Below are 15,886 nucleotides of genomic sequence, written 5' to 3'. Positions count from 1 at the left end.
GACTAGCTACAGGGCGGCGGTTTTAGTTATGGATATAAATAGCCGCTCACCCTCGCGATGCGCTGACGCACCGCGGACTCAACTCATGATGCCGATCTGCCACGGCACGAATTCGTGATCACCTAGCCCAAGCATTTCGCTTTTTGTCCGCTCACCCGACGCGGCTGCAAGAATCGCGTCGAAGATTTTCTGACCCGTGCTCTGGATCGACGCAGTGCCGTCCAGGATCCCACCGCAATTCAGATCCATGTCTTCGGTCAGCCGGGTGTACATCGGCGTGTTGGTGGCGAGCTTCAGCGATGGCACGGGCTTGGCGCCGAACATCGAACCGCGACCTGTGGTGAAGGCAATAAGATTTGCGCCGCCTGCAATCTGACCCGTCGCGGAGACCGGGTCGAAGCCGGGAGTGTCCATGAAGACGAGTCCAGCTTGCTTCACCGGCTCGGCGTATCGATAGACTTGCATCAGCGGCCCGGTGCCGCCTTTCATCGCTGAGCCAATCGACTTTTCGAAGATGTTCGCCAGTCCGCCAACCTGATTGCCAGGGCTGACCTGGCCGTTGATCTGAACGTCTCGACCGACCGAGTACTCGTCTTTCCACCAGTGAATCCGCTCAATCAGCTTCTCGCCAACTTCGCGGCTGACCGCACGCCGCGTGAGCGTATGTTCCACGCCGTAGATCTCGGGCGTTTCGGAGAGGATGGCTGTGCCGCCATGACGAACCAGCAAGTCCATCGCGGCGCCAAGCGAAGGATTGGCGGTGATCGACGAAAAACCGTCCGAGCCGCCGCATTGCAGACCGATCTTCAGGTGGCTTGCGGGAACCGTCGTGCGCTTCACGCGATTGGCATCGGGTAGCAGCGCCTTGACCGCAGCTACGCCGGCCTCGATGGTCCGGCGGGTGCCGCCGCTCTCCTGCATGATGAACGTGTGCAGCCGCGAGTCAGCCTTCAGGCCTTCCTGACCCATCAGTCCGGCCAGCTGGTTGCGCTCGCATCCCAGCCCGACAATCAGCGCCGCGGCAAGATTAGGATGGCGCGCGTAACCCGCCATCGTTCGGCGCAGCAGCGCCATCGGCTCACCGCTCATTTCCATGCCGCAACCGATCGAGTGCGTGAACGCGACCACGCCGTCTACGTTCGGGTAGTCCGCCAGCCGTTCCGGTGTGAACCATTCGGCGATCCTGTGGGCGACCGTGGCCGAGCAATTCACTGTCGACAACACGCCAATGTAGTTGCGCGTGGCAACCTCGCCGTTATCCCGCACGATGCCCTGGAACGTGGCGCGCCCCGCTTCGGGCACCATCTCGACGGGCCGGTAGTCCGCGCCAAATGCGTAGTCCCGGTCGAACTCACGGAACTCGACGTTATGGCTATGGACCATCGTGCCTGGCGCAATATCCGTCGCGGCGAAACCGATCACCACGTTGTATTTGCGAACCGGTTCGCCCTTTTTGATGGGCGTCGCCGCGATCTTATAACCCGCGGTCACCTGACTGCGGCACACAAAATCTTCCGATGGAACCGGCGTACCGATCGCGACGTCGATGCGCGCAATTACCACATTGTCAGCGGGATGCAACCGGATCACTGGCCCGGTTACGTTCTTGCTCGTCATCTCAGTCATCAGGCATTGCCCTTCAAAAAATTTTGCGCCAGGCGGTCAAATGCGGCCACAAATCGAGTAATCGCTTTCTTACATAACCGATACGGCCGACGCGCCACTGCTCTAAACTCCAGAATTCCAAGCATCTTATGGCACATCAGTTGCGAATTCAAGAGAAAGCGCTTACTCATTTCCCCTTATACTACCGGTCGTGCCGCCGCCTAGGCGGAAATGCCGGGTACCCGAACAGGAGACTGAGATGTGGCAACAAGCTGAGCGATACCCCGATCCCCGGGTGATTTCGCTAGACCCTTCCTTCGACAAATACCGTGTGGCCTTTTCGGCTGTCGAACGGCTGGCTACCGGCTACCGCTGGACCGAAGGTCCGGTTTGGTTCGGCGACGGGCGCTACCTGCTGTGGAGCGACATTCCGAACAACCAGATGCTGAAATGGGAAGAGGAAACGGGTGTGGTCAGCGTGTTCCGGAAACCTTCCAACTACGCGAACGGCAATACCCGAGACAGGCAGGGACGGCTCGTTACGTGCGAGCACGGCCGCCGCGTCACACGCACCGAGTACGACGGCAGCATCACCGTCCTTCTCGATTCCTTTGAAGGCAAGCCGCTTAATTCCCCCAACGATCTGGTCGTGAAATCGGACGGTTCAATCTGGTTCACCGATCCGCCGATGGGCATTTCCGGGCACTACGAAGGAATCAAGGCGGAGCAGGAACTCCCGCACTCCGTATATCGGATCGATGGCGTGACGGGCGAAGCGTCCATCGTCACTCGCGATTTGAAAGGGCCGAACGGCCTGTGCTTTTCACCCGACGAGAAGCTGCTCTACATCATCGAGTCGCGCGGTGTGCCCAACCGGATGATTCACGTTTATGAAATGGCCGCGGACGGTCGCGGAATCGGTAAAGGCCGGATGTTCCACGACGCGGGCGCCGGCACGATCGACGGAATGCGCGCGGACATCGACGGCAATTTGTGGTGCGGCTGGGGCATGGGCAATGACGAACTCGATGGCGTCATGGTCATTTCGCCACAAGGAAAGATGATCGGCCGGATCGCGCTGCCCGAGCGTTGCGCGAATTTGTGCTTTGGCGGACGCGCGCGGAACCGGCTGTTCATGGCGTCGTCGCAGTCTATTTATGCGGTGCACGTCAACACGCAGGGCGCACTGGGTGGCTAACCCGGTTCGCCACAAAACATATCCAGGCCACCGGCATGCGCCGGCGGCGACACTTCACTTCGAAACACAGACTCGATAACCCAACATGCAAAGCAAATCCGTATTGACCGTTGTAGAAGCTACGCAAATCCTCGAAGCCGCGCGCGCGGAAGCAGAGAAAAACCAGTGGGCAGTCACCATCGCGGTGGTGGATGACGGGGGCCATCTGCTTGCCCTGCTCCGTCTCGACGGCTGTGCGCCGATCGGCGCTTACATCGCGACCGAAAAGGCGCGTACCTCAGCGCTCGGCCGACGTGAATCGAAGCAGTACGAAGACATGATCAACGGCGGCCGGACCGCATTCCTGAGCGCACCGCTGGCCGGCACGCTGGAAGGCGGCGTGCCCGTCATGGTCGACGGGCACGTTGTGGGCGCAGTCGGTGTATCCGGTGTCAAGCCGGATCAGGATTCGCAAGTGGCCAGAACCGCAGCAAACAGCCTCAACGGCTGATTGATTGATATTTGAAACTGTTGGAGCACATGATGGGTGAAATGATCGAGCGAAACGGGCTGCGCGTCGCGGCTGTTCTCAACAAATTTGTCGACGATGAGGCGTTGAGTGGGACTGGCATCGACAGCGAAGCCTTCTGGAAAGGCTTCGATGCCCTCGTCCACGACCTCGCGCCGAAGAACCGTGCGCTGCTCGCGGAGCGCGATCGTCTGCAGACGGAACTGGACCAGTGGCACCGCGCAAATCCGGGCCCGGTGCGCGATCTGAAGGCATACCGCTCATTTCTCGAAGGCATTGGCTATATCGTGCCGACGGCCGTAGCCGTCAAGGCGACGACCCAGAATGTCGACACCGAAATCGCCGGGCAAGCCGGCCCGCAACTCGTCGTGCCGCTCTCGAATCAGCGCTACGCACTCAACGCCGCGAATGCGCGCTGGGGCAGCCTGTATGACGCGCTCTACGGCACCGACGCGATCCTCGAAACCGACGGCGCAGAGCGCACCGCTCACTTCAACCCGGTCCGCGGCGCACGCGTGATCGCGCGCGCCCGTGCATTCCTCGACGAAGCCGCACCGCTCGCCAACGGCTCCCATGTCGACGCCATCGCGTACCGCGTGGAATGCGGCAAGCTCGCCGTCACGCTCAAAAACGGCTCGTCGGCATTGAAGGTTCCCGCGCAGTTCATCGGCTATCAAGGAGATTCAGGCTCCCCTTCCGCCGTCCTGCTCAAACATCACGGCCTGCACTTCGAGATCCAGATCGACGCCACGGACGCCATCGGCAAGATCGACGCCGCGCGCGTGAAAGACGTGCTGATGGAAGCGGCCGTCTCGACGATCATCGATTGCGAAGACTCGGTTGCCGCTGTCGATGCCGCCGACAAGGTCCAGCTTTACCGCAACTGGACTGGCCTCGCGAAAGGCGATCTGTCCGAGCAAGTCACGAAAAACGGCAAGACCTTCACGCGTCGCCTGAACGCCGATCGCCAATACACCGCAGGCGATGGCTCGACCGTGAAGCTGCATGGACGCTCTTTGCTGTTCATTCGCAACGTCGGGCATCTGATGACGAATCCGGCAATTGTCGATCGCGACGGTCATCAGATTCCCGAAGGCATTCTGGATGCCGTGATGACCTCGCTGGGCGCGATGCACGACCTTCAAAACAAGCTCAATTCGCGGACTGGATCGATTTACATCGTCAAGCCGAAGATGCACGGGCCGGCCGAAGTCGCGTTTTCCAATGAACTGTTCGACCGTGTCGAAGATCTGCTGGGGTTGCCGCGCCATACCATCAAGATGGGCATCATGGACGAGGAACGCCGCACGAGCGTCAACCTGCAAGCGTGTATCGCGGCGGCATCGGCGCGCGTGGCGTTCATCAATACGGGCTTCCTGGATCGCACCGGCGACGAGATGCATAGCGCAATGGAAGCCGGTCCGATGATGCGCAAGGGTGATATGAAATCGTCCGCGTGGATCGCGGCTTACGAGCGCAACAACGTGCTGGCCGGCTTAAGCTCGGGATTGCGCGGGCGCGCGCAGATCGGCAAGGGCATGTGGGCAATGCCGGACCTGATGCACGCGATGCTCGAACAGAAGATCGCGCATCCGAAAGCGGGCGCGAACACGGCCTGGGTCCCGTCGCCGACTGCCGCGACGCTGCACGCGCTGCACTACCATCAGGTTGACGTTCAGGCCGTGCAGCAAGAGTTGGAAAAGACCGCTTACGAGAGCGTGCGCGATGAACTGCTCGATGGCTTGCTGACGATTCCTGTCGTCGAAAAGGCGCAGTGGTCGGAGGAGGAAGTCCGCAAGGAAATCGAGAACAACGCGCAAGGGATTCTGGGTTACGTGGTGCGCTGGATCGATCAGGGCGTCGGATGCTCGAAGGTGCCGGATATTCACGATATCGGTCTGATGGAAGACCGCGCGACGCTGCGCATTTCGAGCCAACACATTGCGAACTGGCTGCATCATGGCGTGGTATCGGAAGCGCTGGTGAACGAAACGTTCAAGCGCATGGCGAAAGTGGTGGATGCGCAGAACGCCAGCGACCCGCAGTACCAGCCCATGACCGGTCACCTCGACACATCGCTTGCGTTCAAGGCGGCGAAGGCGCTGGTTTTTGAAGGGCGATCACAGCCCAGCGGATATACGGAGCCATTGCTGCACAAGTTCCGGCTTGGCGCGAAGTCGTAGGCGCAGATCGCAGTCGAACACGTGGGGCGATTCCAGCGTTCATCGCGGGTCGCCTTCGTCGTGCTGCGCGGCCATGCCTGACAACTGGAGGCTGTGGTGCAAATAGCTGCCTTTACAACAGGTCTCTTTTAGAGAGGATACCCAGGCATGTGGCCGCGGGGACTCCGCAGAGCACGCCGACCTCTGGCGACGACGTGTCTGCAATGGTCGGCCGCCGGCGTGCCTCCGAGCGGCGGCTTTCTGTCGCTATCAGGATCCGTTCACCGCATCTTTGAATGCCTTGCCCGCCGTGAACTTCACGGTCTTCGCCGCAGGGATCTGGATTTCAGCGCCGGTCGCCGGATTGCGGCCGACGCGTGCGGCGCGGGCTCCCGTCGAAAACGATCCGAAACCGATGAGTTGGACCGTGTCACCCTTCCCGACGGCGCTCGTGATTGCGCCGGTGAACGCATCGATCGCTTCGCCTGTGGCCGCCTTGCTCGCGCCAGTCGCCGCAGCGACTGCATCCACCAATTCCTGTTTGTTCATTGCCGATCCCTTGTTGTGGTTGTGAAATTCTCACCCTACCCGATCGCCTCACCATCGCGCAATGGCGAACAACGCACCATCCTCTTTGCCGCTGGGCGGTAGTCGTCCGTAATTGTCATTGTGAGGCGAGACGAGAACTACAGAATACGTAACATTTGATACATGGCGGTTTGCGAAGGTACTGCTCGGCGATAGCCGCTCTCCCTTTGTCGATTTGGCAGCCCAGAAATGCGCTTCGTCGTGAAACATTTGGAAGATGGTGGCCTAGAAATGTTCCAAGGCCTTGTTTGCGCGGCGTTTTTGGTACTCCCGCAGTGACCGTGTAATTGTTTCACGAGGATCCGGATAACCGATGTTGAAACCGTTTCTTGAGTACCGTCTGCACGCTACGGCGGGAGCAACTATTCGCGCGGGTCGAGATGTGCGCGCAGATCTCCGTGCCGCTGCCGCCGTCCCGGAGCCGCATGATAAACCGGTCCGTCACGCCCCCTTCTCTCTCGGCGATTCCGAATGGCTTACCTTCTGATTGAAGGTCCCGTCACGAATGCCGCCTCGTTGAAGATAGACCTCGGCGAAAATCCTTGCCATCCCGCCATTTCTGGGAACGACCGAGTGTCGAAACTTTCGGCGATTTTTGCCAGCGACCAGCGGGCCGTGTCCGCCCGAAGAGCGGAAAACTAGACTGAAGGGCATATCGCGCGGATTTTCCTCGCTACAAGGCGGGTAGCGTCTAATAGATGAAGTGGGCCGTTCCGCGGGCGCACGCAGGCCGGCGCCTTCATACGAGAACAGGCGAGTAAGCCCATATAACTATCAAATTATAAGTTTGATAGCAAATAACTATTAAGCAGTAGACGTTTCTGATCGTCGCGACAGCGAACGATATATATTCAGATGCCGATCAGTCATTCCACAGGCAGACAGAAGAAGAAAGCACTGACCGTCGTGAGCAGCGGCCGTAAATATGGAGCGACGACAGCAAGCTTAAAGCACTTTGGCGTCGGGATCCTTCGCGAGCAACTGACCACTCCGTCAAGCCTCGTGACATTGAGACGGTGTTCCCCGCGGTAACCCCGTCACGCCAGCGCGCCAGGCGTTTATTCCGAGCCCCAAGGTTTGACCCAGCGTTGCGCACGAATCCATATCCCGAGTGAAAGAAATCTACGTGGCTAGAGTGTCGTCGTCTAAAAACGTCGGTTTAGTGTGCGACTGGCAGCGTCCGCCGGAAGTTTTGCAGCTGAAGTGATTGCCTCATGTGGTGCTACGCATCGGGCGCATAACTGAAAAATCCCGTCGCTAGCAGCCGGGCAGGTTGATGCGGGGACTCGCCTGACTTCCGCCTGCCGTAGCCCGCTTCTCCCGGACAGACACTCATCGGGGCTTTTCTTTGGACTGTGGCCCCGGATTACTATCAGGTAACAGGGTCACGATGCCGAGCTGAGGCCCGTTCATGGACCAGCGTAACAATGTCGCCCACCCTGTGCGGCGTCGTTCGCCGACGGCCAGACCCGCCGTTGCTTCCGTCTAAAAACGATTCCCAGTTCGTATAGTTACATGCATGATCCAGCCAAGGACGCTCCGTGGAGAACTGGATCTGAGCCGGCGAGGTGACGACAGCGTTGCTCGCGGAGATAGAACGATCATCTATCTGAACGGATATGTCTGGCACGCTTGCTTGTTCGAGACCGTAGCGGACGCGCGAAAGCTGGGTCGCAGGCTGAAATCGGTGGCCGTTTTGAGTGAAAACCACGAGCAGGATTACCCAATCCCAAAGGCGGAAGACGCGGTCTCGGCATGGTTTCGGGTAATTCTCCACCAGCCGATGCCGCCGAAGTAAGTGAAGACGCTGGTCCACATCGAACTGCGCGGCTGGACGCCAATGCGGCAACGCCGGGACGGCTAGCCGCTGTGCCTCGAGAACGGTGCACGGCCCTCGTGGAGCGGAATCCCGACCCCAAAGCCGCTCATGGCACTTCAGCACATTGCGGAGTCGCGCGACGGTTGCAGTGGCTCGATCGAGCGCGGGACTTCGGTGTCATCTCTGATCTCGGCGTACAACGACGAAAAAAAGCGTTGCTCGCGTACCTGTACTGTTTTCGCGACCGCGCGGAGACAGTACGGCGACCGGAAGGGACTGAATGCTTCCTCTTAGCGTGAGTCTGGACGCGGGGGAAAGCTTTCTCGAGTCTTCGATGACATCGTGGAAGCCGTACAAGAATTTTTCTGCGAACCAGATTCCGCGTGGTCGGCTAAGGCCACGAATATTAGCGCGCTGGTCGCTGGTGCATTCGCGGTCAAGTAAGTGCTACGCGATGTTCGTACTGCGGCTATTTTTGCGGGGACGAGTGCCGTGCGCTACCTCAGTTGCAAGGCTTGGCCGGGCATCACGGAGCCGGCGAGGGAGACGAGCGAACAGGCCATCGCTATCGGCACGGTCTTGCCGAAATGCGCCGGAGTTGCCCCACGTGCATCGACGGCATCTCCAACTTGTCTGCGCGACGTCCATGCGCTCACGGCGTGGTACGCCGCTGGGAATCAAAGACCCTGTCGAACCAGACACCCAATACCGGCTCCCACGCACAAGCACCCTGGTGATGGGCTTCAACTGGATACAACGGGAAAATCCTGTCCACATTATCCGCATGCTGCCGGCCCGGGTCGGAGCAGGACAGACAAATAGAAGTACCTGGATGGTCCCGATTCTGTCGGGCCGAAGGTGGCGCACGGCTCTGTCCCACGCAACGACGGTGACCTGCCTGAAGCGTCCCGGCTCCGATTGCAAAGGCGGAATCGAATGATTCGGTCCTAAGCATTTACGCGGCCGCCGGCTGATCTCGGCCATGATTTTGAAGATGCGAAATGCGAGATAGTCTCACTACTTTCCCGCAGTGACCGCTCACGAAGACCGTCCAAACACTCGGCGCGAACTGGTGTCAGTAATACTGACACCGTTTGCGTAAAGTGTCGGGGTAGCCGAAGGGACGTCACCGCTTAACTCGCAAAGCGTCGACTTCTTCAGAATGACACTCCTGCGCTGACTGGTAACGATTTTTCCCTTACGGGCTGACACCGACGCTGCTGCGCACCGCGCAACACGAAACTCTGCCCGATGAGCGGGAGCGGCGCAGCTGTTACCCTACGTTCGCTAAGCAGTCAGTGGCGTAGCACCTATGTATAGACTGCCGTAACGTCCATTGGACTAGGCTTTCCGCCGCCGACAATTATCTCCGTGTCGGCCGAGCGCGCCAGCAGCCGCGAGGAAAAGGGAAAGCCCTAGGAGGCACTGGGGGCAAGGCAGACGGGAATGCCTCCACCGGCGGCACATCCCTTGCCGGAGCGGCGGCCGAACAACCGCCGATCACCTCACTCCCGCATTTGGCGCACTGTTATTCTCCATTTGAGTTCCGATGACCAAAAGACGTGGCACCAACCTGTGTCAGTAATACTGACACAACAAACGCTCGGTGCAACTCATGCCATCGCGGGTCCAGAGATACAAGATACGCAGCGCAACGTCACTACGAACACGGCGCCTAACCGGGCGTCCGAACCGGAAAAGCCAATTGGGCGAAGCGTCGGGCTGCCAAAGGCAAGTCCCCGCTGAACACAAGTGTCAGTAATACCGACACTCCGCACAACGCGCCTTGGAAGGTCCCTGTCTCCAATGACCGGCATGCCCCCAGCTCCTTGTCCCGCTTGCGCAAACTTCCCCGCATAATCCTCCGTCCATAGGTCGTGCCGACCATACCGGTCGCTCCCGGTCGGAGGAGCCATTCCCAGAGGGAATAATCAAGTTGGCGATGCTACTTTTGTGTCATGGCTGACTCCAGCTAGGACGATCGTATCAAGCCCGTCAAGGTCTTCGTCTAGCCACCTTTCTTGGCCCTGCCTCGGGGTGTCAGTAATACTGACGCGGACGCGGCGCGGACACAAAAAAACCCGCTCGAAGCGGGCTCCTTTGTCACATGAACCACTTGTTCACCGCGGCTCGCCTTTGTACAGCTCACTGATAAGTTGCCGAATTCGCGCCTCTTGGGCCTCGGTCAAAGCCGCAGCCTTGATTTTGAGCGTAAAACTATTGACGTCCTTGGTAATGCTTCCCGCTTGGTCTTTTCCGGCGAAGAATTTCTCAATGAGCCTCTCGCGAGCCGTGGTCCCCGACGCACGACGAGTCACCATCGCGATAATCGCCGGCGCAAGTTTGCCTTGGGCCATGTCTCCTTTAACCACATCAGGCCAGAGTTCGCGCGCAGCCGACTCAGCTTCGCTGCCGTGCTTCTTAAGCGCTGAGACAATTTCCTCTGCAGCGTTGCAGCCAAGTAGGGCAGGCTGCAAATCGAGGTCCTTTTTCATGAAGTCCGGCAGATTTTCGAACGCAAGAAATTGGTAAAGCCCGGTACGTGAGAGGCCTACTGCTTCGGCCAGCCTCTTGCGGCTAGGAAACTCGCTCTCAGATCGACGAAGGGAGATCGCCACTTCATAATCGGTCAGGTCGTCCCGGTCCATATTCTCGACGAGCGCCAGCACAATCATGTCCTGGTCGGAACACTCGATGACCACCGTCTTGATGTGCTCCGCCCCGAGTATCTTGTGCGCTCGCCAGCGCCGCTCCCCCGCCACAATCTGGTACGCCGATTCAACCCGGCGAACCACAATGGGCTGCATCAGCCCAACCTCGCGAATCGACTCTGCCAGCTCGGACAACTTCGCTTCATTGAAAACTCGCCGGGGCTGCCAAGGATTGGGAACAATGTCCGTCAAGGGCAACTGCGACGTCGTTCCTGTCGACTCAAGCTCTTGCACCCTCAGCTGTGCTGCCGCCAAGGCTCCGGCCATCCCCGGTGCTGTCTCTGTCCGATTCGCGCGACGGCTGGCATCGGGAGTTCTTTCCGCTGTTGACCGAAGATTCGCAGTCTTAGCCAGCAGCTGATCACGGATATTGTTGGTGCTCACTGTGCTGGCCTCCATTGTTTGACAAACATGTCGTCGACCCACCGGCAATAGTCGATGAGCGGCTGTTTGACGCGAGCCAAGGATTTCGCCTGGCTATGAGAGCTGCTGATGTCAAAAACGGTCGTAAATGCGAGAGCACCTGAACTCATTACGGAGCTGGCAGGAACTTCGAACGGGTCAAGCCAGTGACGATACGCACCTTGTGCCCACGTGCGCACAACTGGCGCCGCGGACGTGCTGTTGTAGTTCACGCGGGTCAGCAACACGGAAACGAAATCGTACTTTTTGTTCGCTTCGTATTTGATGAACGACTTGGCGACGTCCGAAAAAAGTCGCCAGAAGGAAAGCGAACTGAAGAAGTCGAGATTCTCCGGGACCATTGGCATGACCATGGCGTCCGCTGCCATCAGTGCATTCAGGTTGAGATACGACAGGGAGGGCGAGGTATCCAGAATGATGTAGTCATAGTGCTTGCGCAACGGCGCCAGTCCATCCCGGAGCACCTGCCAGAACTTGAATCCTGCAAGCTTCATCTGCATGGCCGGAAGGTGATATTCGGCTCCAACCAGTTCTGTATGCGCCGGAATGATATCCAACCCATCCCAATACGTTGGCTGGACTCTGGCGAGCAGACCCCCCTCGACCTTCTGGTCATAGACAAAAGGAAGCACGGTATCGTCCGGAGAGACCTCTTTTTCGGCGTACAGTCCGCATAACTCAGAAAGCGACGCCTGGGGGTCAAGATCGACAACGAGAACCTTTCGCCCGCGCAGGCTCAGCCCTTGAGCAAGGCACATCGACGTTGTGGTTTTAGCGGAGCCGCCCTTCAACTGCGATGTGATGAGCACTTTGCCTTCAAAATCGCTCGGCCCGGCCACCAGAGGCGTCTGATAGATGTCCGACACCTGCTGTACCCAGTTTCGGGCTTCAGCTAATGTAAACAGCCGACTGCGGCTTCGCCCGGTCCCGGTGGACTGCCCTTCTGGCAGCACACCATCTCCCTTTGTTGCGAGGTACTGCACCTGCTGACGTGTCAAGCCGCACAGCTCGGCGACCTCTCCAGTCGTAAACACCGGCGCTTCCTTGCGCGGGCGCGGCGCGAGAATCTGGTCCCGTAATTCAGTTGCGTAATCGGTGACGACGTCCGCGAAATCCGAGATTTCCTCGAGCGTCACGGTTCGGTCTATCGGCATCGGTTGGCTGACATTGGCCATTTCGGAGTTTTCCCTGGAAATTGAAGCTAAACGGAGAATACAGGAAAAACGCAAAAACAGCTTTATATTGTCGTCCAGTTTCTCCAATATCGCCTGTAAGCCGCTGTTTTTTATGCTTTCACGGATCGCTATGCAAACTCAGCTGATCGAAATCCATGGCACAAAATCTCTCACCTTTGAAGCAAGTCCCCCGCCGAGGGAAATAAACATGGACAAAAGGTGAGAGTTTTTGTCGATTGAACCGAGGGGATCGGCCCGGGAGTGGGCGAAAAGGCGGCGCTCGAGACGCCTGCCTGCGCAATGAGCGCACAGATAGAAGGGGCTACATTACATTCTTGTTTCGTTTGGCCAAGCGAAGAGCTCAAAGGTGAGAAATAGTGTGCACAGGGGCAGTTGTCGATATCGAACGCCCGTTCGGGTGCACAAAATCCCTCACCTTACGTTTCATCGAAATCAAACGGTAAAGCTCGCGCATTGAACGGTAGTCCCGTCATCGCTGAAGGTGAGGAAGAGTGTGGAGTCAGATGTCACGTGTAGCTGCCTGCAGAAGATCTTGCACATAATCTCTCACCTTTGTGGAGAGGTAAAAAACATCCCCGAGACTGTGCCCCAAATGCGTATGGCGCAGTATTGCTTCACATCAACCGGATTCGAACTGCACCATCGTTCTCCCTACCCGCTCTTAAAGTGCAGCGGTGTCCCTTGTATCACTGACTTGACCCGCTAAGCTGACCTGTCGGAGGTGCGGCTTGCCCGGCCCACTCCGCTGCTTACCGCGGGCGGAGCCCTGGAACCAATTGCCTCGATTGCCAGGCGGTTTGTTGGTTGTTTTATATAAAAAAACGAACTAACAAACCTACAGGAGAACCGCAATTTCTTTGTTATCAAACAGTTAGCCCCGGAAAGGTGAGACACAATGTGCCAAAGGTGATAGAAAATGTGCACCTTGGGTGAGACGGCCGAGAACAGAAGGGGAGATTTATAGTGTGTCGAGGTGAGAGACAAAAGCGCGTTTTGCTGAAGGTGAGAGATTTTCCCGCGACACCTGTGGATAACCGGCTGAAACCCCCTGCCATCATGAGTTAAGCGTTCCGGGGTTTCTACAGGTGGTGAGAGATGGTGTGCCGAAGGTGAGAGATGCTGTGCTTGTGCTTCGTCCCAGCGACAAAGGTGAGACTTTTTTATTGACATCTCACCTCTGTATGCCTAGAGTCTGCTGAATTTCCAGGGAACGGGCATGGCCAGCAGCGTCGACCGACGAGTAACCCCTCTTCAATTTGCACTGGACCTATTCGTGGAGATGGCGCCGGCGCAAAGGTCCATCAATGAGGCTAGTCCAGACAAAGATATTGGTTATCAAAAGAACCGGGTCTTCGCACGCATTATCGGTTTGGGTCTGTCCGCCAGACGCTTTGTGGATGCCGCTTACTTCATCGTCGCGCAGGAACCTGAAATTCAGGAAACCTATGACGTGACCCTCAGCTTTTTTAAATGGCTGATGCGCTATGACAGCAGAAACAAGAAGCATTTTTCCAGCGTCATCCGCAGCGTCAAATCTTCCATGCTCGAAGTGATGAGTGCGCCGGTGGTGTCCGTGGATTCGAAAGGACGGATGCTGGAGGAGCCTCCCGAACCCGGCAAGGAGGGGAATGCCGGTGAAGACGATGCCGATGAGGACCTGGTCGTCCAGAACGAGGACGGGGACTGGCTCGAGCTGATAGGCCGGGTCAGCGTCAGAAATGGCCGGATTCGCTTCCGGGTGCCTATCGAGCTGCAACGCCTCATCAAGGACCCGGAGAACTCGTACTGGACCAGCCTGCTAGTTACCTCGAGATTTACGCTCATCTATGCGCGAGGCATTTACGACCATGTTTTGCCATCCGTGCCTGGCGGGCTAACAGACTGGTTGTCACTCGACCTCGTTCGAAACTTGCCCGGTAAGTCATGGGCAAACAACGCTGAGTTCAAATACTTCAAGCGCGATTATCTCGAGCCGGCCGTCAACCAGATCAACGAACTGTCGGACATCGAGTTGTCGTACGAGACCCGAGCCGGGACTCCCGGCTCGCGAAAGAAAGACCAGATACGCTTCCGGCTAAAACGCAAGGAAGGGGCATTGGCATCGAAGGCGGCCATGCTGAACTCGGTCGTACTTTTCAAAATGCTTCAAGATGAATTCGGACTGTCTGAAAAACAGTTTGAAAAAATCGCTGAGAACAGGTCCGTCTGGACAGACGAGCGCATTCAACAAGCGATCGACTACACCCGGTGGACAATCAGGCAAGGCACCAAAGTAAAACGAGCATCCGCCTACTTGATGAGGGCTCTTTCGGACAACTACCGCGTATCCGACGCCGACAGGCAGGTTGAGTTGATTCAGGCTCAGATTGTTGAAGCGACGACGGGGGCGCAGGGGGCGACGTCTGACAAGCAAAAGGCAGTCGAGGCCAGCCTGGCGGCAGCTAACGCGGCAGCCGACAAGCGTCGACAGGAGGAGATTCGCCTGGCGCGCGAATTCTTCGACACAGCGGACAAGAAGACACGCGAGGATCTCGTCCGCAAGTTTGTCGCGTCGAGCACAATGGGACTCCGCGCTATTGAGCGTCAAATGCTCAAGCCGGCTAATGTCACCGAGGCCAATATTCTGAATCTGCCGGACGTTGCCAATACGTTCAGTTCCTACGTCGCCGGTGAAATCAGAAAGGCCGCGCGTGTGCGTGCGCGGAACGCATAACGTTTTCTGCAGGGCTATCAGCAACGCGCGGCCTCGTGGCAGCAGTTGCCGGCGACATTGATCACGATACCCGCAAGGTCTGGTTCATTCACATCATCAACGATTCCGCGGCGAACGCTACCTGTTGTGGTGCGCGCTCGTCTACCGCCGTCTGGGGGTGATTGCACGCCCTCATTATCGTTGCGGCACTTTCTCCGCAATGTGGCTGCGCCGTATTCGGTAGTGTGCCCCCCGGTAAATCGCAGCGCCCCATTCGACCTCTATCGATGGGTGGGCGGCTCGCATCGCCATCGAGGGTGCGTGCACCGCGCGGCGAATGAATCACTGACGAGCCGCGTCGAGAGCTCGACTGGAACCGTGCGGTAGGCGCTGTCGGCAGACGTGTCTAAATGCGGCTATGATTTCGTGCGGCGATCGGCGCCGAAAATGGAAAGGAAAAAATCTGGATGATTCATGTCATTGCAACGATCACTGCCCAGCCTGGTCAACGCGAAGCCGTGCTGGCTCTCTTCAACAAGAACCGTCCGGCGGTGTTGGCGGAAGAGGGATGTATCAGCTACGAGGCCGTAATCGACGTGCCGGAGTTTGGGGCGATTCAGACACCGCTCGGCGAAGACACCTTTGCAGTAATCGAACGTTGGGAAAGCGCGGAAGCATTGAGGGCGCATGGGGCCTCTGCGCATATGGCCGAATATGGACGCAATACTCGTCCGTTGCTCGTGAACCGCGTCATCAATGTGCTTCAGGCTTGCTAAAAGCTTCGGCTCGTGCGGCCCTGTGTTGGATGAGCAGGCAATGTCCTGGCAGTTAAGTACCTAAACGATCAATGACGCGGTGAGTGCGTTCGCACCATTGGCCGCATGGCGTACCTGATCGCTTTTGGGCTGTTGGCCTCTTTGATCAACGTCAGTAGCGCGCTCGTTCCGACGAGCGCACACGCGTATCACTAGCAGTCCTGATGAG

The 15,886-nt window shown here is 58.0% G+C and carries 10 protein-coding genes; 6 read left to right on the top strand and 4 right to left on the bottom strand.

What is annotated here, in order from left to right:
* Positions 1–78: 78 nt before the first annotated feature.
* A complete protein-coding gene (locus PQR53_RS25695; protein WP_408460229.1) occupies positions 79–1,626 on the bottom strand; it encodes a UxaA family hydrolase in 1,548 nt (515 codons plus the stop codon).
* 238 nt (positions 1,627–1,864) lie between these two features.
* Here PQR53_RS25695 and PQR53_RS25690 point away from each other — a divergent pair, with 238 nt between their 5' ends.
* The 3 genes from PQR53_RS25690 (at position 1,865) to PQR53_RS25680 (ending at position 5,494) form a co-directional block, all read left to right on the top strand.
* Positions 1,865–2,803 carry an SMP-30/gluconolactonase/LRE family protein gene (locus PQR53_RS25690; protein ID WP_408460226.1) on the top strand — a complete coding sequence of 313 codons (939 nt, stop codon included), beginning with the start codon at positions 1,865–1,867 and terminating at the stop codon, positions 2,801–2,803.
* An 85-nt stretch (positions 2,804–2,888) separates the two neighbouring features.
* Entirely contained in the window at positions 2,889–3,293 is a 405-nt protein-coding gene (locus tag PQR53_RS25685) for a heme-binding protein (RefSeq protein ID WP_408460223.1), read from the top strand.
* A gap of 41 nt (positions 3,294–3,334) precedes the next feature.
* On the top strand, positions 3,335–5,494 hold the full coding sequence (locus PQR53_RS25680) for a malate synthase G (protein WP_408460220.1): 2,160 nt from the start codon (positions 3,335–3,337) through the stop codon (positions 5,492–5,494).
* Between the two features lie 249 nt (positions 5,495–5,743).
* Here PQR53_RS25680 and PQR53_RS25675 read toward each other — a convergent pair whose 3' ends face one another.
* The gene (locus tag PQR53_RS25675) at positions 5,744–6,022 is read right to left on the bottom strand and encodes an HU family DNA-binding protein (RefSeq protein WP_408460217.1); all 279 of its coding nucleotides are present in this window, start codon (positions 6,020–6,022) and stop codon (positions 5,744–5,746) included.
* Between the two features lie 510 nt (positions 6,023–6,532).
* Between PQR53_RS25675 and PQR53_RS25670 the strand changes: the two genes are divergently transcribed.
* Positions 6,533–6,703, top strand: a complete 171-nt coding sequence (locus PQR53_RS25670) for a hypothetical protein (protein WP_408460214.1) — start codon at positions 6,533–6,535, stop codon at positions 6,701–6,703.
* A gap of 3,297 nt (positions 6,704–10,000) precedes the next feature.
* Here PQR53_RS25670 and PQR53_RS25665 read toward each other — a convergent pair.
* Together PQR53_RS25665 and PQR53_RS25660 are read right to left on the bottom strand one after the other, a co-directional pair.
* Positions 10,001–10,990, bottom strand: a complete 990-nt coding sequence (locus tag PQR53_RS25665) for a ParB/RepB/Spo0J family partition protein (RefSeq protein ID WP_408460211.1) — start codon at positions 10,988–10,990, stop codon at positions 10,001–10,003.
* Positions 10,972–12,189 (bottom strand): ParA family protein, encoded by a 1,218-nt coding sequence (locus PQR53_RS25660; RefSeq protein WP_179742369.1) that lies wholly within the window; start codon positions 12,187–12,189, stop codon positions 10,972–10,974. The genes PQR53_RS25665 and PQR53_RS25660 overlap by 19 nt, the downstream gene beginning before the upstream one ends.
* A gap of 1,237 nt (positions 12,190–13,426) precedes the next feature.
* On the opposite strand from PQR53_RS25660, the gene PQR53_RS25655 reads away from it, so the two are divergent.
* Both PQR53_RS25655 and PQR53_RS25650 read left to right on the top strand, forming a co-directional pair.
* Positions 13,427–14,923 (top strand): replication initiation protein, encoded by a 1,497-nt coding sequence (locus PQR53_RS25655; RefSeq protein WP_408460208.1) that lies wholly within the window; start codon positions 13,427–13,429, stop codon positions 14,921–14,923.
* A gap of 446 nt (positions 14,924–15,369) precedes the next feature.
* A complete protein-coding gene (locus PQR53_RS25650; RefSeq protein ID WP_408460205.1) occupies positions 15,370–15,678 on the top strand; it encodes a putative quinol monooxygenase in 309 nt (102 codons plus the stop codon).
* Positions 15,679–15,886: the final 208 nt, after the last annotated feature.

Source organism: Paraburkholderia fungorum, assembly GCF_046027605.1.
GTDB lineage: Bacteria > Pseudomonadota > Gammaproteobacteria > Burkholderiales > Burkholderiaceae > Paraburkholderia > Paraburkholderia fungorum_F.
This window is presented reverse-complemented; position numbering and strand designations above follow the sequence as displayed.